The sequence below is a fragment of the Armatimonadota bacterium genome, from assembly GCA_017303935.1.
GTDB lineage: Bacteria > Armatimonadota > Fimbriimonadia > Fimbriimonadales > Fimbriimonadaceae > JAFLBD01.
In genome coordinates, this window is the sequence record JAFLBD010000003.1 from 306,885 (window position 1) to 329,550 (window position 22,666).

Annotated in this window: 22 protein-coding genes, 3 tRNA genes and 1 pseudogene; 13 read left to right on the forward strand and 13 right to left on the reverse strand. The window is 53.0% G+C overall.

Annotation, left to right across the window (positions count from 1 at the left end):
- The first annotated feature begins 101 nt into the window (after positions 1-101).
- The gene (locus tag J0L72_10555; protein MBN8691212.1) at positions 102-557 is read left to right on the forward strand and encodes a hypothetical protein; all 456 of its coding nucleotides are present in this window, start codon (positions 102-104) and stop codon (positions 555-557) included.
- 88 nt (positions 558-645) lie between these two features.
- On the opposite strand, the gene J0L72_10560 is transcribed toward J0L72_10555, so the two are convergent.
- A tRNA-Lys gene (locus tag J0L72_10560) sits at positions 646-721 on the reverse strand.
- 164 nt (positions 722-885) lie between these two features.
- Between J0L72_10560 and J0L72_10565 the strand changes: the two genes are divergently transcribed.
- The 3 genes from J0L72_10565 to J0L72_10575 all read left to right on the forward strand — a co-directional run bounded on the left by J0L72_10565 (position 886) and on the right by J0L72_10575 (position 2,565).
- Positions 886-1,602: a carbohydrate-binding family 9-like protein gene (locus tag J0L72_10565; GenBank protein MBN8691213.1), complete on the forward strand. Its 717-nt coding sequence runs from the start codon at positions 886-888 to the stop codon at positions 1,600-1,602.
- Positions 1,603-1,923: 321 nt separating this feature from the next.
- Positions 1,924-2,199: a hypothetical protein gene (locus tag J0L72_10570; protein MBN8691214.1), complete on the forward strand. Its 276-nt coding sequence runs from the start codon at positions 1,924-1,926 to the stop codon at positions 2,197-2,199.
- A 216-nt stretch (positions 2,200-2,415) separates the two neighbouring features.
- Positions 2,416-2,565 carry a hypothetical protein gene (locus tag J0L72_10575; GenBank protein ID MBN8691215.1) on the forward strand — a complete coding sequence of 50 codons (150 nt, stop codon included), beginning with the start codon at positions 2,416-2,418 and terminating at the stop codon, positions 2,563-2,565.
- A 508-nt stretch (positions 2,566-3,073) separates the two neighbouring features.
- Here the strand turns inward: J0L72_10575 and J0L72_10580 are convergent.
- Positions 3,074-3,148, reverse strand: a tRNA-Thr gene (locus J0L72_10580).
- 137 nt (positions 3,149-3,285) lie between these two features.
- Between J0L72_10580 and hppD the strand changes: the two genes are divergently transcribed.
- Both hppD and J0L72_10590 read left to right on the forward strand, forming a co-directional pair.
- Positions 3,286-4,371 (forward strand): 4-hydroxyphenylpyruvate dioxygenase, encoded by a 1,086-nt coding sequence (gene hppD, locus J0L72_10585; protein ID MBN8691216.1) that lies wholly within the window; start codon positions 3,286-3,288, stop codon positions 4,369-4,371.
- A 71-nt stretch (positions 4,372-4,442) separates the two neighbouring features.
- Positions 4,443-5,243 (forward strand): ABC-2 family transporter protein, encoded by an 801-nt coding sequence (locus tag J0L72_10590; GenBank protein ID MBN8691217.1) that lies wholly within the window; start codon positions 4,443-4,445, stop codon positions 5,241-5,243.
- A gap of 3 nt (positions 5,244-5,246) precedes the next feature.
- On the opposite strand, the gene J0L72_10595 is transcribed toward J0L72_10590, so the two are convergent.
- From J0L72_10595 to J0L72_10605, 3 genes are read right to left on the reverse strand one after another with little or no spacing between them, the layout of a single operon-like run.
- On the reverse strand, positions 5,247-5,912 hold the full coding sequence (locus J0L72_10595) for an SDR family oxidoreductase (protein MBN8691218.1): 666 nt from the start codon (positions 5,910-5,912) through the stop codon (positions 5,247-5,249).
- Positions 5,913-5,921: 9 nt separating this feature from the next.
- A complete protein-coding gene (locus J0L72_10600; GenBank protein ID MBN8691219.1) occupies positions 5,922-6,521 on the reverse strand; it encodes a M15 family metallopeptidase in 600 nt (199 codons plus the stop codon).
- Positions 6,522-6,553: 32 nt separating this feature from the next.
- On the reverse strand, positions 6,554-7,411 hold the full coding sequence (locus J0L72_10605; protein MBN8691220.1) for an FHA domain-containing protein: 858 nt from the start codon (positions 7,409-7,411) through the stop codon (positions 6,554-6,556).
- Positions 7,412-7,457: 46 nt separating this feature from the next.
- Here J0L72_10605 and J0L72_10610 point away from each other — a divergent pair, with 46 nt between their 5' ends.
- A complete protein-coding gene (locus J0L72_10610; protein ID MBN8691221.1) occupies positions 7,458-7,649 on the forward strand; it encodes a hypothetical protein in 192 nt (63 codons plus the stop codon).
- Here the strand turns inward: J0L72_10610 and J0L72_10615 are convergent.
- Both J0L72_10615 and J0L72_10620 read right to left on the reverse strand, forming a co-directional pair.
- Positions 7,646-8,866, reverse strand: a complete 1,221-nt coding sequence (locus J0L72_10615; protein MBN8691222.1) for a helix-turn-helix transcriptional regulator — start codon at positions 8,864-8,866, stop codon at positions 7,646-7,648. The genes J0L72_10610 and J0L72_10615 overlap by 4 nt on opposite strands.
- A 12-nt stretch (positions 8,867-8,878) precedes the next feature.
- Complete coding sequence (locus tag J0L72_10620) at positions 8,879-10,498, reverse strand: peptide ABC transporter substrate-binding protein (GenBank protein MBN8691223.1); 1,620 nt, start codon at positions 10,496-10,498, stop codon at positions 8,879-8,881.
- 90 nt (positions 10,499-10,588) lie between these two features.
- Between J0L72_10620 and J0L72_10625 the strand changes: the two genes are divergently transcribed.
- Positions 10,589-10,665: transfer RNA gene (locus tag J0L72_10625), tRNA-Met, on the forward strand.
- On the opposite strand, the gene J0L72_10630 is transcribed toward J0L72_10625, so the two are convergent.
- The 6 genes and pseudogenes from J0L72_10630 to J0L72_10655 form a co-directional block, all read right to left on the reverse strand.
- On the reverse strand, positions 10,622-11,431 hold the full coding sequence (locus J0L72_10630; protein MBN8691224.1) for a zinc ribbon domain-containing protein: 810 nt from the start codon (positions 11,429-11,431) through the stop codon (positions 10,622-10,624). The genes J0L72_10625 and J0L72_10630 overlap by 44 nt on opposite strands.
- A 303-nt stretch (positions 11,432-11,734) precedes the next feature.
- A pseudogene (locus J0L72_10635) lies at positions 11,735-12,151 on the reverse strand (recombinase family protein).
- A gap of 283 nt (positions 12,152-12,434) precedes the next feature.
- On the reverse strand, positions 12,435-13,313 hold the full coding sequence (locus J0L72_10640; protein ID MBN8691225.1) for a DUF1738 domain-containing protein: 879 nt from the start codon (positions 13,311-13,313) through the stop codon (positions 12,435-12,437).
- A 38-nt stretch (positions 13,314-13,351) separates the two neighbouring features.
- On the reverse strand, positions 13,352-13,801 hold the full coding sequence (locus J0L72_10645; protein ID MBN8691226.1) for a hypothetical protein: 450 nt from the start codon (positions 13,799-13,801) through the stop codon (positions 13,352-13,354).
- 187 nt (positions 13,802-13,988) lie between these two features.
- On the reverse strand, positions 13,989-14,408 hold the full coding sequence (locus J0L72_10650; GenBank protein MBN8691227.1) for a hypothetical protein: 420 nt from the start codon (positions 14,406-14,408) through the stop codon (positions 13,989-13,991).
- Between the two features lie 96 nt (positions 14,409-14,504).
- Positions 14,505-14,981 (reverse strand): hypothetical protein, encoded by a 477-nt coding sequence (locus tag J0L72_10655; GenBank protein MBN8691228.1) that lies wholly within the window; start codon positions 14,979-14,981, stop codon positions 14,505-14,507.
- A 93-nt stretch (positions 14,982-15,074) separates the two neighbouring features.
- Here J0L72_10655 and J0L72_10660 point away from each other — a divergent pair, with 93 nt between their 5' ends.
- From J0L72_10660 to J0L72_10680, 5 genes are all read left to right on the forward strand, one after another.
- On the forward strand, positions 15,075-15,272 hold the full coding sequence (locus J0L72_10660) for a hypothetical protein (protein MBN8691229.1): 198 nt from the start codon (positions 15,075-15,077) through the stop codon (positions 15,270-15,272).
- A complete protein-coding gene (locus tag J0L72_10665; protein MBN8691230.1) occupies positions 15,269-17,608 on the forward strand; it encodes an SAM-dependent DNA methyltransferase in 2,340 nt (779 codons plus the stop codon). The genes J0L72_10660 and J0L72_10665 overlap by 4 nt, the downstream gene beginning before the upstream one ends.
- Positions 17,609-17,808: 200 nt before the next feature.
- Entirely contained in the window at positions 17,809-18,837 is a 1,029-nt protein-coding gene (locus J0L72_10670; GenBank protein MBN8691231.1) for an ImmA/IrrE family metallo-endopeptidase, read from the forward strand.
- Positions 18,837-19,361: a DUF4411 family protein gene (locus J0L72_10675; GenBank protein ID MBN8691232.1), complete on the forward strand. Its 525-nt coding sequence runs from the start codon at positions 18,837-18,839 to the stop codon at positions 19,359-19,361. The genes J0L72_10670 and J0L72_10675 overlap by 1 nt, the downstream gene beginning before the upstream one ends.
- The gene (locus J0L72_10680; GenBank protein ID MBN8691233.1) at positions 19,358-22,627 is read left to right on the forward strand and encodes a DUF3883 domain-containing protein; all 3,270 of its coding nucleotides are present in this window, start codon (positions 19,358-19,360) and stop codon (positions 22,625-22,627) included. The genes J0L72_10675 and J0L72_10680 overlap by 4 nt, the downstream gene beginning before the upstream one ends.
- Positions 22,628-22,666: the final 39 nt, after the last annotated feature.

Genomic DNA, 22,666 nt, shown 5'->3' on the forward strand with positions numbered 1-22,666 from the left:
AGTTCTAGAGTTGCACCCGAATCCAATCAACCGGCCGAGCGACTCGCTCGGGTACCGAGTCCTTCACGAAACGAAGCCGCAAGTGATATAAGATAGCAAGGATGACCAAGAAGGAAACATTTCAACGCATATTGAGCCTGTGGGATTCGTACGAGGAAGAAGACGGGCGCTATATCCTGAGTGAACTCCTGAAAGCGGAATCTCATCAGGACTTTGGATTTATAGCGGCAATTGCAATTCCGAAGTGGGTAGTTCTTCTGCACACGATGATAAAAGAAGCGACTCAACCACTACTTCCGCGACAAGTGGCTTGGCTCTGCATTGCACTACGCGGACTGAGGCTCCCAATATTCGAGGCTTCCGTTTTGCAGTTGCTGAGATCGCAAACTCCTCTCTCTATCGCCGCAGCGGCATATTGCTTAGAAAAGAACATAGCCTTTGATGAAGCGTTTCCGATTGTCGTTCAGTTCGACCCGTCTGCCCAGCCCACTCCTGCTTTGACTCATCCGAAAGCCATTGATTTACGACGCGACTTGTTGGAGCGATATGGACCTTGATGCGGCTTGGTGGCGAGTGACTCGCTCTCGACCAGTTCTCGCAAAGGGATCACTTCCCTGCGGGGCTATTGTGCGTGTGGGGGTAGGATGGTGGACCGTATAGGACTCGAACCTATGACCCGCTGATTAAGAGTCAGCTGCTCTACCAACTGAGCTAACGATCCATCGAACGGGCAAAAGTATACCCAGCCCAAGGGACGATGGCAAGGGGCGGGGGCGGAACCCTCCCAAGATGCCGGAGATTTCGGCAACATTGACGTTCAAACTAGGGTAAATCGAGCCGCCGGCCACCGTCTTGATCTTGCAAAGGCATAAACTAGGAAGGTTCATGACGACGCCGCGCACCTATCGCTGCCAACGACTCGACGATCTCTGGCAAGAGAGCCACCTCCGGGTCTTCCCGGAGCGGTGGGAGGACGTCGAGTGGTCCGATGAATTTGTCGATATCTTGGGCGATGCGGGTCCGGCGCCGTGGCACGAGACTCGGTTCAAGATGGTGTATGGCTCGCAAGGCATTTCGGTCCTGGCGTGGATGCAAGGCCCGGAGATTTGGGCATATCAAACCGAGCGCGACAGCGTGATTTTTCACGATAACGACTTCGAAATTTTCCTCGATCCGGACGGTGACGGCGAGCTGTACCTAGAGCTGGAAATCAATGCGCTGAACACGGTTTGGGACTTGGTTTTGGTGAAGTCGTACCGCAAAGGCGGGCCACCGCTCGACTCGTTCGACGTCAAGGGATTGCAGACGGCGGTGCTGATCGAAGGCGCGCTGAATCTCGAGAATCCCAGCAACCGCGGGTGGTGGGCGCTGATTCAGATTCCCTACCGGAGTTTGCTTGAGATCGCGGGTCGAATGAACTTCCCTCCCCTGCCCGGCGATGAGTGGCGGATCAACTTCAGCCGTGTGCACTGGGATGCCGCGGTCCGCGATGGCCGCTACGCCAAGATCGAAGGGCGACCCGAACACAATTGGGTGTGGTCTCCGATGGGTGAGGTGGACATGCACCTTCCAGATCGCTGGGGCATCCTGCGGTTCGAATGAGTTCCGGTCCGATCCCGCCGCAATGCGGGGTGGGTGGTCCGGAGGAGTATACGACAATCGCAAGAATATTGAACATGATTTTCAAGAAGATGCCAAAGAGCCTTCTGATTGTAACATTTCAAATATTGGCAAACTTGTTGAAAGGAAGGGTAAGTATGGTGAAGGCAATAAGGTTGCTTAAGGAAATTGGGGTACTTTGCTACTACTCGAAGCGATTGCAGCGTGGATTTGCGCTCCAGGGTGCGACCAAAACGAGAATAACGATTATTGCGGCTGTTAAGTGACGGTATGGAGTCAGAAGAGCAAAGAAATAATAGACTAATGAAGGTTATCGATTTGGTAACATCAGATCCATATGAGTTAATGAGATTTTTCACGTCTGAAGGTAAGTCGGCTAATTCATCAAGGGATGAATATGCATATATAGCTGGCTATTACTTAGAAGAAATCTACCTCGATAATATTCCAAAGGAACACTGGGATCTAGCAGATGAAGTAATGGAACTCGCTAAGAGTAGCAAAGACTCTGATTTTATTTCGTGGGCGGAGTACTTCGTTACTGAAGTAAAGAAACTCAGACGCAAGTCCGGCATCTAAGCTCACAGACTGTAGTGCCGCATTACACAATTTCACCTACACTTACGGCTCGAGAGACAATATTCTGACCTCAAGCAAGGAGGTCGTGGTCCAAATTTACGACGCCGCAAGCCGATTGATTGACCGAACGACTAGCTCGGGTACAGAGTCCTGCACGTACGACGCAAACGGAAAGATGGCCTAGCTTAACGCGGATGGCAAAGAATCGGCGTACACTTGGAACAAGGAGAATATGCTCTGAATGTGGTCTACAAAGGCAGCCCAGAAACCGGGTTCGATTTCAGCTTGACAGGGTGCCTTAGGCGTGAATATTGGGCCGCCTACTATGGAGGAGCATCAATCATGGCAGGGGCCGAAGTCAAGTGAAAAGCGAGATGAATCAGAAGCTCCGAAGCGTTGCCTTCTACTTGATCGTAGGCACCGGCCTCTTAGTGATTGCAGGAGATACAGAATCGTTAGCAAGCTTTGGAGGCATGGGGATTTATGTTGTAGTGTCTCTTTCAGCGATCACGTTTCTGCCTCTGATTATCGGTAGCTGGCTGCTGATCAAAAGTGAGGGGGATCGCGTTAGGAGGTCGTGGTTGCGCTTTACAATGATATTTCATGCCATAGTCGCTGAAATAGCCCTATTAACCGGATTGTACGGCGAATACTTGCTGCGGAGCCAACCGAAGTAGGCAAACGAGACATTCAGTTCAGTGAGGGCAATTGATCGTGAGCCAATGAACACGAATAGCCTAGAATATGCGGCTGAATGTGAGGCAGGGATAGATCGGAATTCGCCACAGACGACAATATCAGAATTTCTCTGCCGTCAAACCACCCCTCAATACAGAAAAATCCCGCTCAAAGGCGGGATTTTGAATCTAAAAGCTGGAGCCGATGACCGGATTTGAACCGGTGACCTGCTGTTTACGAAACAGCTGCTCTACCACTGAGCTACATCGGCGAAGAACGGATCTCGCCGTCCGAAAGAGATTATGGGCGCGTTTGGGTGCTTTCTGCAACAGCCCAAAATCATCGCCAAAAAATGCAGGGACAGATTCCGGCGTTTAGATATACTAATGGTAATTCGCGAGGACAACCATGGAAGACCTATTTCCCATCCGCAAAATTGACCACGTTCGACACTATGTGAACAACGCCCGGCAGAGCGCTTACTTCTACCAGCACGTTTTTGGCTTCGACATCGAAGCATACAACGGCCTAGAAACGGGTTCGAGGAACCAGGTGGACTACATGCTCCGCCAAAACGACATCACGCTTGTTTTCAGTGCGCCATTGCGGCCTGGGCACCCGATGGCGGAAGCGATCAGCACTCATGGCGACTTTGTACAGGACATCTGCTTCGAAGTCGATGACGTGGATTGGGCATACAAAACTGCCATCAAGCGCGGCGCGGAATCGGCGGTTGCTCCTTATGACATGCAAGATGAGCACGGCACTGTTCGCTACGCTGCGATCAAAGTTTATGGCAACACGGTCCACGGCTTGCTGAATCGCGACAAGTACAACGGCCCATTCTTGCCTGGATTCCGCGAGCAAAAAGAACCGGGCGAAGGCATCGGTCTGATCGAAGTTGATCACTGCGTCGGCAACGTCGAGCTCGGCAAGATGAACTACTGGGTCAAGTGGTACGAGGATGTGCTCGGATTCAAGAATCTGATCAGCTTCGACGATAAAGACATCTCCACCGAATACACCGCGCTGATGAGTAAGGTAATGGCGAGCGGCAATGGCCGGGTCAAATTCCCGATCAACGAGCCTGCCGAAGGCAAAAAGAAGTCACAGATCGACGAATACCTCGAGTTCTTTGGCGGCGCAGGCGTGCAACACGTCGCGATGCGAACCGATGACATCGTCCACACCGTCAGCCGATTGCAAGCACGCGGCTTGAACTTCTTGACAGTGCCGAAGACGTATTACGACGTGCTGGAAGACCGAGTCGGAAAGATCGATGAGAACATCGACGAACTGGCCGAGCTGGGAATCCTGGTTGACCGAGACGACGAAGGCTATCTGCTCCAAATCTTCACGAAGCCAGTGACCGACCGTCCGACCTTGTTCTACGAAATCATCCACCGCAAGGGCGCGAAGAGCTTCGGAAAGGGCAACTTTAAGGCGTTGTTCGAAAGCATCGAGCGCGAGCAAGAACTGCGCGGCACTCTGTAATCCGATCCGAATCAAGTCAGCCTGGTCACACCAATTCATGTGGCCAGGCTGGTATTTTTTAGATTCACGGCATGACAAATTCGCTACGACATTTCCGGGCGCTGATCTCGATCTACCTGCAGGATGGCCTTGCATACAAGGCGAGCGGGTTCATTTGGGTGCTCACGGACGTGTCGACTGCAGCCACCATGCCGATCGTGCTCTCTGCGGCGGCAAAGGGGCAAAGCATCGGCGGGTTCGATTCCAGCAGCATCGCGGTGTACTACCTCGTCATGCTGTTCATCACCAGTTTCGTGCAGAGCCACTTCATGTGGGAAGTCGCCTTCGAGGTCAAAGAAGGAATCTTCAGTAGCCAGATCATCCGGCCTGTGCCGTATTTGCAGTTCATGGCGGCGCGAAATCTCGCCTGGCGAATGATGCGCACGATGTTCTTCTTCCCGATGTTTCTGATCCTGTTGTGGGCGTACAGCGGGATGATCCATTCGTTCCAGTTGCACATCTCTTGGGTCGCGATTGCCGCGATTGTGCTCGGGCATTTGGTGAGCTTCTTCTTTGTGATGGCGTTTGCGATGCTAGCGCTCTTTCTGCAGGAAGCGACCTCTGTATTCGAGCTGTATTACGTGCCAATGCTATTCCTTTCGGGGCAGCTCTTCCCTATTGCTCTTTTCCCACAATGGGTGCAGAACATCAGTAAGATCTTTCCGTTCTACTACACCACTGGCTTACCCACGGAGATTGTTGTGGGTCGGATTTCTGAGGCCAATGCGATCCCGCTCCTTGGCGTCCAACTGCTTTGGATTGTTGGGAGTCTGCTCGCCTTCAAATGGCTCTTTGCAAAGGGCACCAAGCAATACACTGGCGTTGGGATGTGAGGCTCAGTCGACTGTGATGACCTGGCCATTCACTGGGCAGTCGTCTTGCAGCAGCCACCAGATCGCGCGGCAAATGGAGTCCGGCTCGACATAAGTCCAGGACGCATTGGATTGCCGAATCACGGTGTCGTCCTCCACCTCGCTCCAATGGTCGCCACGAATCACTCCGGGCCGAATCGCGTTGAGCCGTACTTTGTTCCGCCCGAACTCCTTCGCCAGGGCTGATGTCAACCCGGCTGTCTCTGAGATCTTGGCGTTGTAGAGCGAATCATGGTGATCGGCGACGCTCCCAAAAGAACCAGCGATGTTGACGATTGCACCGATTCCGGTGGCAAGGAACCGGGCGATCTGCTGCCGATTGAGCTCGAGCATCGGTGACTTTACGGCTGTGCGCGAAAGGTATGAACCAAGCACCGGCATCGAATCCACGTCGTTGACGAAGCCGTGAACATGTCCGAACTTCTGCTTGCCTTTGACCAGTAGCCCTGCCACTTGCGATACCCCCGCGGCACGAATCACTGATTTGGATGAGTCCAGTCCAAGAACGCCTTTTTGAGTTTCCCAAAGCAGAAGTCTGTCGCCATTTTCCAGCACTTGCGCCGCGAATCTTTGGGAGATCGGGCCACCAGAGGTCGCCAAGAAGTAAGTTTTCGGTTCTGCCGCGCTCACCGTTCAAGCTTACTCGAACGGTAACCCAGCTACAAACCGCCGCCGCAAATCATCGATCCCGTGTGCGGACGCTAGCTGATAGTGCGGATTGTCTTTCTTCTTTCGCCAATTGCCGCCCCATTCCACGCCTGGTACCGCCGCCAAGAGAACTGGACCAAGCGCGACGTACGGCGCGTCTGATTTGATGTAAGTTGCTCCATTGAACAGTCCCAAATCGACCGCCATTCCGAAGTTGTGGTAGCTCTGGCCGGGCCGAGCATTTGTCACGATATTCCCTGGCTTCGACCTCCCTTGGGCGTACAGTTCGGCCTGCTCGGCGTAGGTGCGCATCCCACTGATGACTTTGGCGGTGTGCCCGTGCGCTATGGCCGCACTCAAGAGGCGACGCGCCATCCGCTGGGCCTGCGGGATGAGGAGCGCGATATTCGCTTCGCTGCGAGAATCAAATGCGCCTAGCTCGGCCTTGATGGCAGCAGTCCGATCATAGAACTGTTGCTGAGCCGCCAAAGTCTTGGCGCCCGCTTGGCCGTCGATCGCACCTGGATTGAATCCGCCAAAAAGCAAGAAGCGTTGAAGAAACTTGACGTCGCTAAAAAGGAGTTGGGACATACTTCCAACAATAGCGAGCAATCAGTCTTTTGTCAACTTTCTGGCGTGATGCGCTCGATCTTGAACTCCAACTGCCCAAGCTTGATCACATCATCTGGTCCGATGAGCGTGCGAATGTTGGCATTCAATTTTGCATCGTTGACAACGGTGCCATTGGTGCTGCCCGTGTCCGTGAGGTAGATGCCTGAATCTTCAACTTCGATGATGCCATGACTTCCGCTGACAAACGGATCAGCAATGACCACATCGTTGCCAGACTTGCGACCAAATGAATTCGATCCGAACTTGAGGTCGAAAGTGCCGGTATCTCCAGTGAGCTTTGCCGAACAGCTGTTGGCTTGTGGAGCAACGGTCAAGGCGACGGTCTTCCCTGTGCTCGCCATCAGCGTGGCGTTCGCGGCGCCTGGCATCGCTAAGGTCAACTCGAACCCTCCGAGCGAGAGCTTTGCACCTTCAGCGATCTGGCGTGGTTCGTTGGGCACCAATCGCTCTCCATCGACCTTTGTCCCGTTGGTTGATCCGAGGTCTTTGACTTCAATCACCCCGTTCTGAAGCGAGATACTGCAATGTTGGCGACTCACTCGGTCGTCATTGATCAGCGCATCGCCTTGCCGCCCAAAGACCGTTTCCCCGACCCTCACCACAAACTCGACACCTTCAGACGAGACAAGTACCGGGAGCTGGATTGAGGGAGCACCGAAAGCGTCGCCGTCAAGAGCTCGTTCGAAGATCAACCCGCAATCGGAGCAGAACATCATGCCACCAGGATTGAACGTCTTGCAAACAGGACATTGCACCGGTTTGATCGTCGCCGTGACATCCAACGTCGGCGCGGAGATCATCTGCGTTCGATTGGGGTCAAGCATCTGGGTCTTATTGAGGTCGCTCATAGGTTGCTCAAAGCAGAATACCGCTGATTCCGCCTAAAATAGAGACGTGCCTGAACCGTCAAATCCTCCGGATATTGGTGGGCGATTTATTCGCTGGACCTTTCTGTTTGTGGGGACGGTGATGCTAATTTTTGGCGGAATCCAGATTCATCTCCAACAGAGAATCGCGGGGACACTCATCGTGCTCATCGGCTTGATCATCTTGGCGAGTCTGCCACTCATGAAGAAGCTGTTCTAACGATTCGCAACGCGCACGGCGGATGGCGACACATTGAATCGCTTGACGAACGCGCGAGTGAAGTGCGCCGGGCTATTGAAACCCACCATTTTGGAGACTTCGCTGACGCTGAAGTTGTTTTCGATCAGCATCGTGCGAGCCTTTTCGAGCCGAACGCTGATCAAATATTTGTGGAACGGCTGACCGGTGGCCTGCCGGAATAGGAACCTAAAGTGAGAAGTGGAAAGCCCGAGGTAATTGGCGATCTCTTCGTCCACGATTTCCCTCGCGAATCCCCTCTCTACGACGGCGAGAGCGCGGTTGATCATGGAATCCGTATGCGCCCGTTCTTCACTCATGTCCGGGGCCAATTCTTCGATCAACTCCCGCGCTGCGCTAATCACACCGTTGACCGAGCGTTCGATTTCGAGCCTACGAGCGGCATCGAGCTGGAATCTGTGTAGAGGCTCCGAAGTTCCCGATTCCAACTTCGCCGCAGAAATTACAGCGAGGAACAACAACACCGAACCCCTTGCTTCATCTAGATTCGGCCCAACTTCGCTAAGAGATGTTTCGAGCTGTTTGATCGCGCGGTTGAATTTGACCCGGTCTCCAATTCTCACCGCAGAACCCAATTCAGCGAGCGAGACACCTTTGGTCTTGCTCCCAAACGGGCAGGTTCGGTCGGGGGCGAATTCGAATCGCACATCCAGCAGCACAAAACTCGCCGAACTCCCAAGGTCGGTGAACCGCAAGAAGCGTCCGTGGAAATTGCTCGGAATGTCGATGCTCAGACGCCGAATCGTGACGCGACGGCCCTGAAAATCGGCAAACCCCACTGGCTCGCACATGCTTCCGTCCCCCGGCGAAAAGCACGCCATTTCGGACTCTTCGCCTTCGGCGTAATGCTTGCCGTTGATGAGGGTGAGGCGAAAGTCGGGGCCGTCCAACGGCTTTACCGCAACGAGTGCACCGTGCGTCCCGGGCGTTTCGCTGCCGGCGTGCAGGGCAAACACGCCGTAGATGTGGATTCGCTGGAGCGACTCTTCCGAATCCGGCACAAGAACATCCAGCGAAAAAGGCAGCGAACGATCTGGGTGAGCGCGGCCCGGTCCTCCGTTTGACTGCCAAGCCCGATCATCCTCCAACAACCAATCGAGCTTTGGGTCCAATGCGTTGAATTCGCAAACCCCGATATGGGGCTTGCGAAACTCGCCGCTGAGAAGATGGGTTCTCAAACCAAAACTGCCTTACTTAACTTCGACCGTCGTATGCGGCAGATGACCGAAAATCGATTCGCGCAATCCACTCACTCGAGGGCTGATCAATTCAGCATCGCGCTGGAAGTAGATTGGAATCAGGACTGCATCTTGGAGAGCGAGGTCTTCTGCCTGGTGATAGAGGTCCATTCGCTCTGGGCCATCGGGCATCGCGTCAGCCTTCGAGGTCAGAGCGTCCAGTGCCGGATTGCTATAGCCGATCTTGTTCTCTGGGCCGTAGCTGGCAAAGAAGAACGAGATGAAATTCTCTGGATCCAAGTAGTCTGCAGCCCATCGCATATGGAAGAACGGAATTTCAAGTTGATTCCGCTTTTCCAGATAAACGGGCCAGTTCTTGACCGTGAGCTTCGGCTGGATTCCGAGCGACTTTTCGAGTTGTCCTGCAACCGCTTCACTCACAATCTTCGCGTCAGGACGACCATCGCGGAACCAGAGTTCGAGCGGAGGAATGCCCTTTCCATCCGGATATCCAGCTTCGGCAAGCAGCTTCTTCGCACCGTTTGGATCGTAAGGTATCACCGCAGCTTTCTCGCGATAGCCCTTCACTCCAGGAGGAATCACTCCGTTTGCAAGCGTGTTGATTCCGCCCAACAGTTCGTTGACGATCTTCTCTTTGTCGATCGCCATGGCGATCGCTTGTCGGAGCTTTCGGTTCTGGAACGCGGGATACTTTTTAAGGTTCAGCCCGACATACCAAATCGCCGGTCGATCAAAGAACTTCAACTGATCTTTCATCGCGGGGTCTTTTTGGATCGCGGCGACATCTTGCCGCTCCAAAGCAACCAAATCCACTTCCCCAGTCTTGTACATGCTCAGCCGGGTAACAGCATCCTTGACGACCGGCCGCTCGATGCTCTCAACCTTTGGCGCGCCACCGTAATAGTCCTTGTTCGCGCTGAGTTTGACGACTTGCTCGTTCACAAATTCGGTGACCTTAAATGGCCCTGTGCCGATCATCTGCTCCGGTTTGGTGATTTCCGCATCAGCAGGAACTCCGCCCTTTGGCATCACGGCCGAGCAAAGATAGGTGAACTTGCCAATCCAATACGGGCGAGGCTTGTCGAGCTTGAAGACCACCGTCATCGGATCGGGGGTTTCGATACCCTTGACCGATGTCGCCTTGCCTTCCACCATGTCGTTCAGGCCGACGATGTCTCCCATGTACGCAGACGCCACTGGGCTCGCCACTTTTGGATTGCAAGCGCGCTCGATCGACCATTTGACGTCTTCGCTGGTCATCTCCTTGCCGTTGTGGAACTTGACGCCCTTTCGCAGTGTGAAGACAACGGTCGCGCCGCCGTCCTTCAGCTCCCATTTCTCGGCAAGGCGAGGCTCGACTTCGTTCTTTTCGTTCCAAGCCACCAGCCCTTCGAAGACTTGTTGCAGCAGATCAATCGTATCGCCGTCTTCCACCTTTGCGGGATCCAAAGTGGTTGGATTGGTCGGAATCGGATAGCGGAAGGTCGCGACCTTTTGGTTGCTGGCTTGCTCCCTCTTGCTGAATCCTCCACCGCCTTGTCCGCAGCCGATCAGGCCCACCGCAAGCAGGCTGGCAACACACAGGCTGAACATCGTCGTCGTTCGCGTCATGCCTACCGTTTTACCTGTTTGGAGCACCCGTTTCGTACCCGGGAGGGGCTTGACTTTGGCGCGATTGAATGCAATAATCTCATTTGCTATCGCGGGGTGGAGCAGCCTGGTAGCTCGTCGGGCTCATAACCCGGAGGTCGCGAGTTCAAATCTCGCCCCCGCACCCAAATTTATAGTTGTTCCGAACAACTGACCTGGCAGTTCAGAGATGGAGACCATCTTGACGACGGCCAGGTCTTTTTCTTTTATCTCGACTCTTTCGACCAGTGACTGCATTAGTTCGACACGCTCCTCCGGTGTTGTCAACTCCCAGAGTTCCAGCGCTTGCAGCCACACGGCCTGCACATCTGCAGCCTTTGGCTTCAGTTTCGTCGCTGCTTCGATTTCCAAATCTAGGTTGGCGATTCGCTTTAAGGTCACCTCCTTCTCCTTCTGGTTCGCTAGGTAACGGTCGTCAACGTCGAAACCTTTTTCGAGCGCATTGATGAGATAGGTTCGTTGGGTCGCCAACACTTGGAGACGCTTGCCGAGTTTAGAGCGTTCAGCCAAAACTTGCTCGGAAGCCGACCCCCATCCCCCGGAGTCCCGGATGACTTCGCTCATGACGGTCAAGTGCTGAGCCGCTTGATTGATGGACGCCAGAACAGCCTGATGAAGTGAATCACAGTTGATTCGAACGACGGGGCACTTGGTCAACCGCTTCTTGGCGAGCAGGCACTCGTAATAGTGGACGGCTCCGCCCTTCGCAAAGCTATTTGTGTAAGTGCAGCCGCAGTGTGGGCAGTGAATGAGCCCTCGAAGCAGGTATGCGTAGTTATCCGATTTTGGAGCTCGACTACGGTTCTTCTTGAGGAGTGTTTGAACTTCATCGAATACTTGAACGGACACAACGGGTTCGAATGCATGGAGGTTCAGCCACTCTCCGAACCGCAACTCGCCTAGGTACGAACGATTTGTGAGCAGGTGCTTTGTCGTAGTGATAGTCCACGCTCGGTGTGTAACTGCCTTGAGAAAGTCGCAGACTGTAGCAAGATTTCTTTCTTGAAGCATCATATCAAATGCTAACCCCACGTGCGTAGCTGCTTCTCCGTCGTGGACGATTCGCTTCGGTGATTCTGGATTATCGCTCTCAGGCACGGCGGTCAGACCGTAGGGCAGTTTCCCAACGCAATATCCCTTCTCCACCATGTTCTCCATCTTCGTCTTTGTCCAGTCGGAAACTTGAACAGGATAGTATCCATCCATCATCTGCTTAAACATCTGTTGAATATATCCAGCGCTTCCATCTGCAAATGTCTCGTCGGTAGTATAAATCTCAACACCAAACTTGTTCAGGCTGGCTTCAGCAAGTGTGAAGATTTTTCCACGCCCCAACCGGTTCATGTACGTGACCACGACTGCATCGAACTTGCCTTCACGGGCGGCATTCATCATGCGCTTTAGGTCCGGTCGGTTAAGAGTTGTTCCCGTCCAGCCATCGTCAGCGAATGTATCTGCGACAATTCCTCCCTGCGAGAGAATGTATTTCGTTGCGTTGGCAACTTGAACCTCGACGGAAGAGTATTCCTTGCGGGACTGTTCCAAAGTGCTCACGCGGCCGTAAATTGCGTACCGCTTCGGAGAGTCTTTAGGTTGCTTGCTCACTGGTAGCACTCCGTTTGTTCAAAACTCGTCATTTCTCTCGAATACTCAGGTGTTTGTTTCATCTTCTTCATTGCCAAGAACCCTGTCGTTCTGACTCCCGGCATTTCGCACAACTACCTGATGTTTCTGTTTCTCTCAACTAAAATTCGGATTGATTTTCGAGCAGTGTCCGACCGTTTTCGGTCGGAATTCTGGGTTAAGTCGAGAAATCTTCGACTTGACCCAGGTTCAGGGCTCAACGATTTCAACCCGATATGCGCTTGACAGCTCCAAAACTCTCGACTTGGATTCCTCAAACTACGACCAACTCGCCCTTCAGCCGAGTTGGGGCGGTCGGAGTGGCATCATGATGGTAAGTCCCAAGAATCCAGTCAGCCGCCTTTTGGGCTTGGGACGCCGCTCGAATAATGTAGGAGGGGTCGTTTCGCAACGCCTTCAAGAGCCATGAAGCAACGTAGCTGGTGCATGGCGTGATGTTGTCGATTCCAGCTTCCGAACACAAGAATGCTGCCCCGATTTCAGCCAAAATTTCCTCAGCTCCGTACGATTCAGACCCAAACTTGACTTGCTGTTCAAACACCGGGCGATTGAGTCGGGTCGGATGCGCTGTGCTATGAACAAGTTCGTGCAGGAGCGTCGCATAGTAGGCTTCTGGTGACTCGAAATCTCGCAAGTGCGGCATCACCACCTGGTCACGCTGTGGGTAGTAGGCGGCGATTTCAGCGCCTACGTGAATCGCTGGACTGTCCTTGTAGCTAGCGACGATGGCTTTCGCTCCTTCCACCCCGAATAGCGATTCTTGCTGTGGCTGCCTCTTATCGGGCAATTGAAGTCCTTCGCATTGTTCGACGTTGAAAACTGTGAACGCTCGGCAAACCAACCGCTCCTTCCCAGTGTCTTTATCCTCAACATCCGACCATAACATCACGGTATAACCCCGCTGACCACGCTTCACCGAACCAGAAGCACTCTTCGCCTGATTAAAGGTGAGCCATCGGTGGTCGGTGTACTCGCTCATTGAGAGCACTAAGCGGTTGATGCCCCGATAAGGTCGCCCAGTAAGAGCGTTGCAAGGGGACTTCGACTTCCACGGTTTCCGCCACGGGAGAACGTCGCCGGTTTCGATTGCTTTGATTACTTGGTCTGTGATTTTTTGATAGGAGCTTCGCATGTCTCCATACGCTCAGCTCACTTCCATATGAGGAAATACTATTCAGTGTCTTCACAGCCTTCCATAATCGTTCCTTCGTAGCGCTTGTCCCAGTCTGGCAGTTTCCCTTTCGGCACGTGCGAGAACAACATCACGTTTGCAGAATAAATGCGAAGCGCAGTGAAGTAGACCGCTGCTGCTATGCGCCGGTGCACATCAGGAATTAGGTTCAACGGTGGCTTGATTGGGACCTCCTCGACTATTCGCCCAAGATATTCAGGGTCATTTGTTGGAAAGAACGGGTCGTCACGCATCAGGTACCCGAGCAATTTCGTTGAGTGCTTGACCAAATGTACGACCGTGGTCAGCGAGACTTCAGTGATTACATCTCGGACATCATCTTCATCGAGCGGAGTGCCGTCGTAAAGAAGACCGAGCAACTCCATCTTCACGTCGAGCGCCGTAGCTTCTCTCACCCACTTCATGATATCCACAATCGGGTCGCTCAACAGGCAATCCTACGAATTAGCCGGGCCGAATGTGACCGAGATTTGGCAAGCCGACGGTGGAGTTTGGCAAGAACAACACAATTGTGTGTTTTGGAGCGAGATTCATTGCCCCGGCGATTGGTCATTTTCGTTTTCACACCGCTGTAGCTCAGCTTGCTCGAAATTTGAGGAATTCCGGGAAGCGTCATTAGTCTATGTACCGAGCTCGAAATGCGGATTTCTCTGTGGCAAGCGTTCGCATGACTCCCATTTCGGCTATAACGGCGTCGAAGGCACGCAGTGTGAGGTTAATGATGCGGGTCGAATTCAGGGCTTCTCCCTTGCGATACGCACTGACTAAGATTGCCAGCACGAATGCTTGATGGTGAAAAGGGTGGTCTCGTTGGATGGTCGCATCTGCCTCCGGCTTGCGGTAGAGCGGAAGGAGTAGGTTTTGTCCGCTCAAACCGTCACGGACGCAGTTGCAGACGACATTCCAAATGAGTGCGGTGACCTTCGATTCGGTGGGAACCTCGTTCTCAAGGTGCAGCCCAGCAATCGACATCTTGATGTCAATCACGCAACCCTCGATGAGCCAAGTCCACAAGTCGTCAGCTTTATTGAGCATTTTCGCACCTCAAGTTCTTCACCGAATAGCTGTCGTTCCAACCCGCAAGTTTTCGCACGAACTCTTAAGATAGGAGAAACTCCTTGCTGGCTCTGGCTATAGCGTCAGCGCAACCAGTTCTGTCAAGATTGACCGGGCAACCCCAAATCGCTCTAGGTGCGAGCTCAAATCAGCAAGTTCGTCTTGCTCGACGGAGCGACGATATGCTTGGTCCGAGTCAGATTCAATGCCGTAGAGTCCAGCGCTAGTCAACCGTTCGGTACGAAAACACCCGTCGCCTGTTTCATATCGAACTTCCGCTTCAGCTCTACACGACTCAAACCACCAGTTGTGCGCTCGAAAATCTTGGAGGCGCTCAGAGTCCTCACGAGCGTAGTGCTCGCAGGCATTCCAAATCGACCCGAATTGCTCTGCAACCCTTGCCTTGTCTGCATTCGAAACGTGTGACCAAGCACTTCCATCGACCCCAAAGTGGTCTTCAGCAGAGCGTTCCAGATAATCGGGTTCCCCATGTGGGTCGTGCTCCCAAACGAGTCGAACCGAGTGAACAAATGGTCGTGAGATGTCAGACATAACTCTCTACCCATCAGCATTCTGGTGTTGAGGAAAGTCTGTCAATTCTCGGGGTATCGTATCATAGAAAAGTATGATTCGAGAGGTATCACGATGCTGGATTTAAGGCAGGTCTATTCACTCACCGATTTTCTTCGCAACCACAAGGAGCACATCGCTCGTCTCGTGGAATCGAAGGCTCCGGTCGTTTTGACTGTGAAGGGCAAGGCATCGCTGGTGCTCCAGGACGCCGAGGGGTATCAAGAGCTTCTGGAGAGACTCGAACGAGCTGAAGGGAGGAAAAGAGGATGAACGCACAAACGCTAGGCTGGATTACGAACTTCATTTGGGGCATCGCCGACGATGTCCTGCGGGACGTTTATGTGCGGGGCAAATATCGGGACGTTATCTTGCCGATGGTCGTCATCCGTCGCCTTGATGCCGTTCTGGAGCCGACCAAGCAAGCCGTCCTTGACATGAAGACGACTTTAGACCAAGCGAACATCGCCGACCAATATGCAGCTCTTCGCAGTAAATCTGGACAAGCGTTCTATAACGCTTCACCCTTCACCCTACGGGACCTTCAGTCCCGGGCAAAGACTCAGCAGCTTAAGGCAGACTTCGAAGCCTATCTCGACGGTTTTTCACCGAACGTCCAAGAAATCCTCGAAAAATTCAAGTTCAGAAACCAGATTCCTACGATGGTTGATGCGGACATCCTTGGCAGTCTGATTGAGAAGTTTCTCGACCGCTCCATCAATCTCTCTCCGAACCCAGTGATGAATGTCGATGGAACAGAGCGAATCCCTGCTCTCGACAATCATGCGATGGGCACGATGTTCGAAGAGCTCATTCGCAAGTTCAACGAAGATAACAACGAAGAGGCGGGAGAGCATTTTACGCCCCGTGATGTGGTCAAGCTTATGGCAGACCTAATATTCTGGCCGGTCGCCAATCAAATTGAGTCGAGCACATATCTGGTTTATGATGCAGCCTGCGGGACAGGGGGCATGCTCACCGTAGCTGAGGAACGTTTGCGTGAGATTGGGAGTGCCCAAGGCAAAGATGTTTCGATTCATCTCTACGGTCAAGAGGTCAACCCGGAAACCTATGCCATCACAAAAGCTGACCTTCTTCTCAAAGGCGAAGGCGACGAGGCAGAGAATTTCCGATTAGGCTCAACACTTTCCCAGGATGGATTCCCAACCCGAGAGTTCGACTTTATGCTCTCCAACCCACCGTATGGCAAGAGCTGGAAAACCGACTTAGAGCGGATGGGAGGCAAAGGTGACCTGTCGGACTCTCGATTCATCATCGACCACGCTGGTGACCCAGAGTTCAGTCTAATCACCCGTTCGAGTGATGGGCAGCTTATGTTCCTGGTCAACAAGCTCGCCAAGATGAAGCACAACACTCCGCTTGGGAGCCGAATCGTCGAAGTTCATAACGGAAGTGCGCTCTTCACCGGAGACGCTGGCCAAGGAGAATCCAACATCCGCCGCTGGATTCTGGAAAACGACTGGCTGGAGGCAATCATCGCCCTTCCGCTCAACATGTTCTACAACACGGGCATCGCCACGTACATCTGGGTGCTGACCAACCGAAAGCCCGAGCATCGCCAAGGCAAGGTTCAGCTCATCGACGCCACCCAGTGGTTCAAATCGCTTCGCAAGAACCTCGGCAAGAAGAACTGCGAGCTGGCACCAGAGGACATCCAAAAGGTTATGGACTCCTTCCTCGCTTTTGAGGAAAATGAGCAGTCCAAGCTGTTCCCCAACGAAGCGTTCGGATACTGGAAGGTCGTGGTCGAGCGCCCGCTTCGGTTGCACAGCCAATTCACCCGCAAAGCAATCGAGTCTCTGCGATTTGCGACCGGTGACGAGACGCTTCGGCGTGAACTGTACTCTGAGTTTGGACAGCGGCTTTCCTCTGAGTTCGCCAGCATTAGGGCTTCCCTTGAGCTTCGGCTAAAGGGTGATGAGCCCGAAGGCGATAGTGATGGCGAAGAAGAAGAGGAGGCACCGAAAAAGAAGCAAGCGGTCTCTGAAAAGCGCCGAAAGAAGATTCTCGACGCCGAAACTTGGAAGCGTGACCAGCGGTTACACGAAACGGCGAAGCAATTGTCGGAAGCCATCGGGGAGACCTTATTCGAAGACCACAACGACTTTCGGCTCCGTGTTGATAAGACACTCAAGACCCTCGGAATCAAGCTTAGCCAGACTGAGAAGAAAATCATCCTCAAGGCAGTGAGTTGGCGGGAAGAAACGGCTGCAAGAGTCATCTCAAAGATTCACAAACCCGGCACTGTGGAAGCTGACCCAGTGCACGGACTATTTGAGCATGTCATCGACGGTAAAACCTGTGTGGTTGAATTCGAACCTGACACCGACCTTCGGGACACCGAAAACGTGCCCTTGCTTGAAGAAGGTGGCATCGAAGCGTTCATCAATCGAGAGGTGTTGCCGCACGTGCCAGATGCCTGGGTGGACGATTCCAAGACCCAGATTGGTTACGAAATCAGCTTCACTCGGTACTTCTATAAGCCCAAGCCCATGCGGACGCTGGATGAGATTCGGCGGGACATCGAAGCGCTGGAGCAGGAAACCGAAGGCCTGCTCGATGAGGTTCTAGTGGAGGTGGAAACTTGAGTAGCGTGCTCGCCCCGATAACCAAAGAAGTCTTGGTTTGGGCTCGAAAAACATCTTTGCGGAGTGAGGACGAGTTAGCTCACGTTGCAGACGTTTCAGTTGACAAATACAGGGAATGGGAATCTGGCGTCTCATTCCCCACGTTGCGGCAAATAGAACGAATTGCAAATAAAGTCAAACGACCATGCATTGTCTTTTTCATGCCGGAACCGCCAGATGAACCTAAGGCGCTCACTGACTACCGAACCGTTGGCAACATAGTCAATGGACAGTTTTCTGCTGAGTTGGTTCTTGAAATCCGTCGAGCCCGCTATCTTCAAAACAGGCTTGTAGAGGATTGGGAGGATGTCTTTCCAGATTGGAAGTCGAATCTGCCCGCATACCAGCTGACTGATGACCCAGTCCTAAGAGCAGCGGAAATGCGAACTGCCCTTGGCGTTACGCTAGCCCACCAGAAAAAGTTCAAGCTCGAAAATCGTGGTCTCAGAGAGTGGCGTCATGCCCTCTTCCTCAAAGGTGCCTTGACATTTGGCTTTAGGGTGGAACGAGACCAGGCATTAGGCTTCGCCATTTGGCACGCCCAGTTTCCATTAGTTGGATTCAATCTTGAAGGCTACAAAGCTCAGCAAGTCTTTACACTCTTCCATGAGTTGGCACACCTATGTCTTCGCCAATCGGTCGTTTCAGACTTAGGGGCAGATAGAATCCAAAGCGGTCGGGATAGTATCAAAAGAACCGAAACGTTCTGCAACCGATTCGCTTCGGCGTTACTACTCCCACCTGGAGCCGTAGAAGTACAGGATGCCGTTAATGACATCTCCAAGGACGGAGCCACCGATGCGTCACTTGTCGATAAATACGCCAAAAAGTTTCGGGTAAGCAAGTATGTGTTGCTTCATCGACTCATTGAATCCGGGAAAGTGCCCAAGAATAGGACCTCTGCGGTGTTCACGGCTTGGCGAAAACTCGACGAGGAGGATGCCGAGCAGAAAAGCGCAAAGCAACGTGCCAAGCCTGAGAAGGATAAGCAACTAGGCAAAGAACGTAGAGGTGCATCGCCTGTCGCCGAGTCTCTAACCGCAAGGGGCGAAACATTGACAAGGCGTGTTCTCCAGGCGATGTCTTCGGGCTCACTCGATTCGACCGATGCGCAAGACTTGCTAGGGCTCAAAGATTACCAGTTTGAAGCCCTGGAACTAGAACTCGGTCGGCGCAAGGTGGTGGAGTGATGGAAACCATCTTCTTCTGGGATGCCAACGTCATAATCACGTTGAACGAAAACTTTCCGGCGACTGTTATCCCGAAGATTCACGAACTTGCTGAAAGTTTGCTGAATCAAGGTCGCTTAAAAGTCTGCGAGCATGTCTTTCGTGAAATGAAAGGGGGTGCGGCGAAGGATTGGATTGACAATCACAAGGAAAAGTGCTTTGAACCAGTCACAGCGGAGACGATGAATGTCATTCGGGAGGTCGCCGCTATCCCCAACTTCGTTGACGCAACAAAGACAGAGTCAGTAGATGCTGACCACTTTTTGGTTGCAACGGCTCTTGCGCACCAGAAAAGTATGGGTCAAAACTTGTTCTTACCGGTTGCGATGGTGGTCACGATGGAGAAGCGCAAGAAGCCGGAGAAGCAAAGGCTGAAGGTTCCCGACGCCTGCGACAAGTTGGGCGTTAAATGCGTTGACCTCTACGGATGGCTCAGTGAGTGCGGCTACAAGCTGGACATCGTTCCTAAGGAGATTAACCCTTGAAGTTAGGGGGGAGCGAAGCAATGCGGATTAACTATCCGGCCCTCAGCGATGAGAACCTCAAGCGATATGGTACAGATGTCGGCGAATGGGCTCCCGAGTTGCTCGCCAACCTCTATCACGAGCGAACACATTTCGTTTTTGAGCTGCTCCAGAACGCCGAAGACGCACTTCAGAGGAGAGCCGAAGCGGGTTCACGTTCGGTTCGATTCGAGCTTTGCAGAGGCGGGCTAAGGGTCTCTCACAAAGGCAAGCCATTCGACGAAGCTGATGTCCGTGGAATATGCGGCATCAACAAGAGCACCAAAAAAGATGAGTTGACCGCCATAGGGCGATTCGGCATAGGTTTCAAGTCGGTTTATGCTGTCACTGACCGGCCCGAAATCCGTTCTGCAGGGCGGAACTTCGGAATCAAGGACTTTGTCCACCCCTTCGAGTTGCCGCCATGCGAAGAACACGAAGGTGAGACAAGATTCTGGTTGCCCTTCCGTACAGATGACAGTTCAGTCTTCACGGAAATTGGCGAAGGGCTCCAGAAGCTGGATGCCAAAACCTTGCTCTTCCTCCGCCATGTCGAAGAGGTGGATTGGCGCATCGAAGGTGGCGCAAGCGGCACCTACTGTCGAGAGTCCGTCGAGTTGCAAGACGGATTGAGACGGGTTACTCTCATCGGCACGACGAGCTTAGGCGAAGAACTTTCTGAAGAGCAATGGTACGTGTTCTCTCGACCGGTCGAGTCAGATGGCACCGAGGTTGGAGCCGTCGAGATTGCCTACTCGGTGGATTTGACCGCTTCAACTAGCGATTTGAAATTGAGGACTGTTTCAGACTCAAGGTTGGCTGCTTTCTTCCCGACCAGCGTCCAAACTAATCTGGGGGTGGTCTTGCAAGCTCCGTTTCGAACCACTCCGGCTCGGGACAACGTGCCGCCAAAGGACCCCTGGAACCAGCGTCTTGTACAAGAAACTGCATCCCTGCTAGTCGAATCGCTCGGTGTCCTTAGGGACCTGAACTTACTCTCGGTTGATGTCCTTTGCGGCATGCCGATTGATGAGGACGACTTCCAAGAAGGCTCGATGTTCCGACCGCTCTATGATGCGCTAGCCAGCGCTCTCCAAGCTCAAGCACTGCTCCCAAAGAATGGTGGAGGTTGGATGCCGAGCTCACAAGCCGCCCTGGCTCGTGGACAAGAACTATGCGAACTCCTAGACTCAGGACAGTTGACATCCCTTTTTGAATCGAAGGAGGATTTGGACTGGCTTAGCGACAGCATTACTATGGACCGAACTCCAGTGCTCCGAAGCTACTTGATGCAGGAACACAAAATCCGGGAAATCCAGCCTCAGATGTTCGTATCAAGAGTCTCAAAGGAGTTCCTGGAGGACCAATCCGATGAGTGGATTTGCAAGCTCTACGAGTTCCTATCCGGGCAATCCCATCTTTGGAAAACACCTGGGAATCTGAACAAGCCCTGGGTTCGCTTGGCTGACGGCAAACATGTCGTTGCCTTCACCGGTGAACAGCCCAACGCCTACCTTCCTTCAAAGTCCAGTTCAGGATTCCAAACAGTGAGTCCCGCTGTCTGTTCCTCCGAAGATGCACTGAGCTTTCTCAGCGGCACCCTTAAGCTCAGCGAACCTGACCCCGTCGATGATGTCATCAAGAACATCCTGCCCCTTTACGAAGAGGGAGCTGAACACGATAATCTCGGTCTCTATCGAGAGCATCTCGAAGCAATAATCGCAGCCTATAGCAATCAGAACACCCGAGAGCGGTTCACTTCGGCACTCAAATCAAAGCACTGGGTCGCATCCATTGACAACGATGGCAGCAAGAACTGGCTGACACCGTTTCAGTGCTATCTGCCCACAGACCGTCTTCGCCAGCTCTTCGAAGGTGTGCCTGACATTGACTTCGTGGATGACTCGATTCCGGGTTTACAGGGCGAAGCAATCCGAAACATTCTTCGTGCGTGTGGTTCAGAGCGATATTTGGACACCGTCCCCCCGGCTCAGAAGCTCTCGTCCGATGAATGCTACAAGCTTAGACAGAAGTATGGTGACACCGGATGTTCAGGAGGGGAAAGCCAGGATGACCGCACTCTGCACGGGCTGGATGGAATCCTCAAGCGCATTGCCGAGCTTCCACATGATGAAGCCGCAGAGCGCAGCCAATTGCTCTGGGATGCCCTAGCTGACGTGGTTCAGGACAAGCGCCAGGGCGTGGTGAAGGCAACCTACACCTGGACTTATTACAGCCAACGGAGTATCGAATTTGACGCTGCATTTATCCGCACGCTGAAGAGCACTCCGTGGATTCCTTCAAAGGACGGCACACTTTCAACTCCTGATGAAGTGGTGTTCGAGCATCTAGACCCGACTTGGACTCCGAATCCTGTCCTTCAAACTGCCCTGAACTTCCGACCATCGGAGCTTGAACAGTTTGCCAAGGCAGCTGGATTCGACCTGGGCATCCTCAACATTCTCAAGAAAAGCGGCATCACAAGTGAATCCGACTTGAAGCAAAGGCTTGGTCTCACCAATGAGGATGAGTCATCTCATGATGATGATGATGAACATGAAGATGGCGAACATGACGATGAACAGCATCACGAAGAAAACACCCAAGGCAGCGATGATGATGGTGAAGTCGGTGATGGTGCGGGAAGCAATGGCAAAGAAGGAGAAGGAGCGGGAGTAGGTTCTGAAAGCGGCAGTGGGCGCAGCAGTTCGGGTGGCTCCGGTTCCGCAAGTGGAGGCAGTTCGTCCAACTCCTCCTCGAACAAGAATGCCAATGCCGGACGGCGGGAATTCTTCTCGTATCTAAAGACCCATCCGGTCGAGGTTGAGGACGATGAGTTCTCCGACTTGGAGACGCATGCAGAGCGGATGCGGGTCGAAGCGGTCGCCATCGACCACATCCTGAGAATTGAACCAGACCTACAGCGGACTCCCGCTGGGAACAAAGGGTTTGACCTTTATGGTACTGGCGAGAGTGGGCTCCCCAATCGCTGGATTGAGGTCAAGGCAATGGTCGGAACCCTTGCCAGCCACCCCGTTGGAATGTCGAAGGCGCAGTTTGAGAAAGCGATGACAGGAAAATCCAGCTACTGGCTTTACATCGTTGAAAACGCCACGTCAGAGGAACCAAGAATTTTGAAAATACAAGACCCCGCCGGAAATGCACGCACGTTCACATTTGATGAAGGATGGAGAGAGATTGCGACGGTCAGCCAGGTCAACGTTGAGACAGGTGAGGTAAAGATTTGAGTATAGAAGTCAAAAGCAATACAGACTTTCAGGGTACTT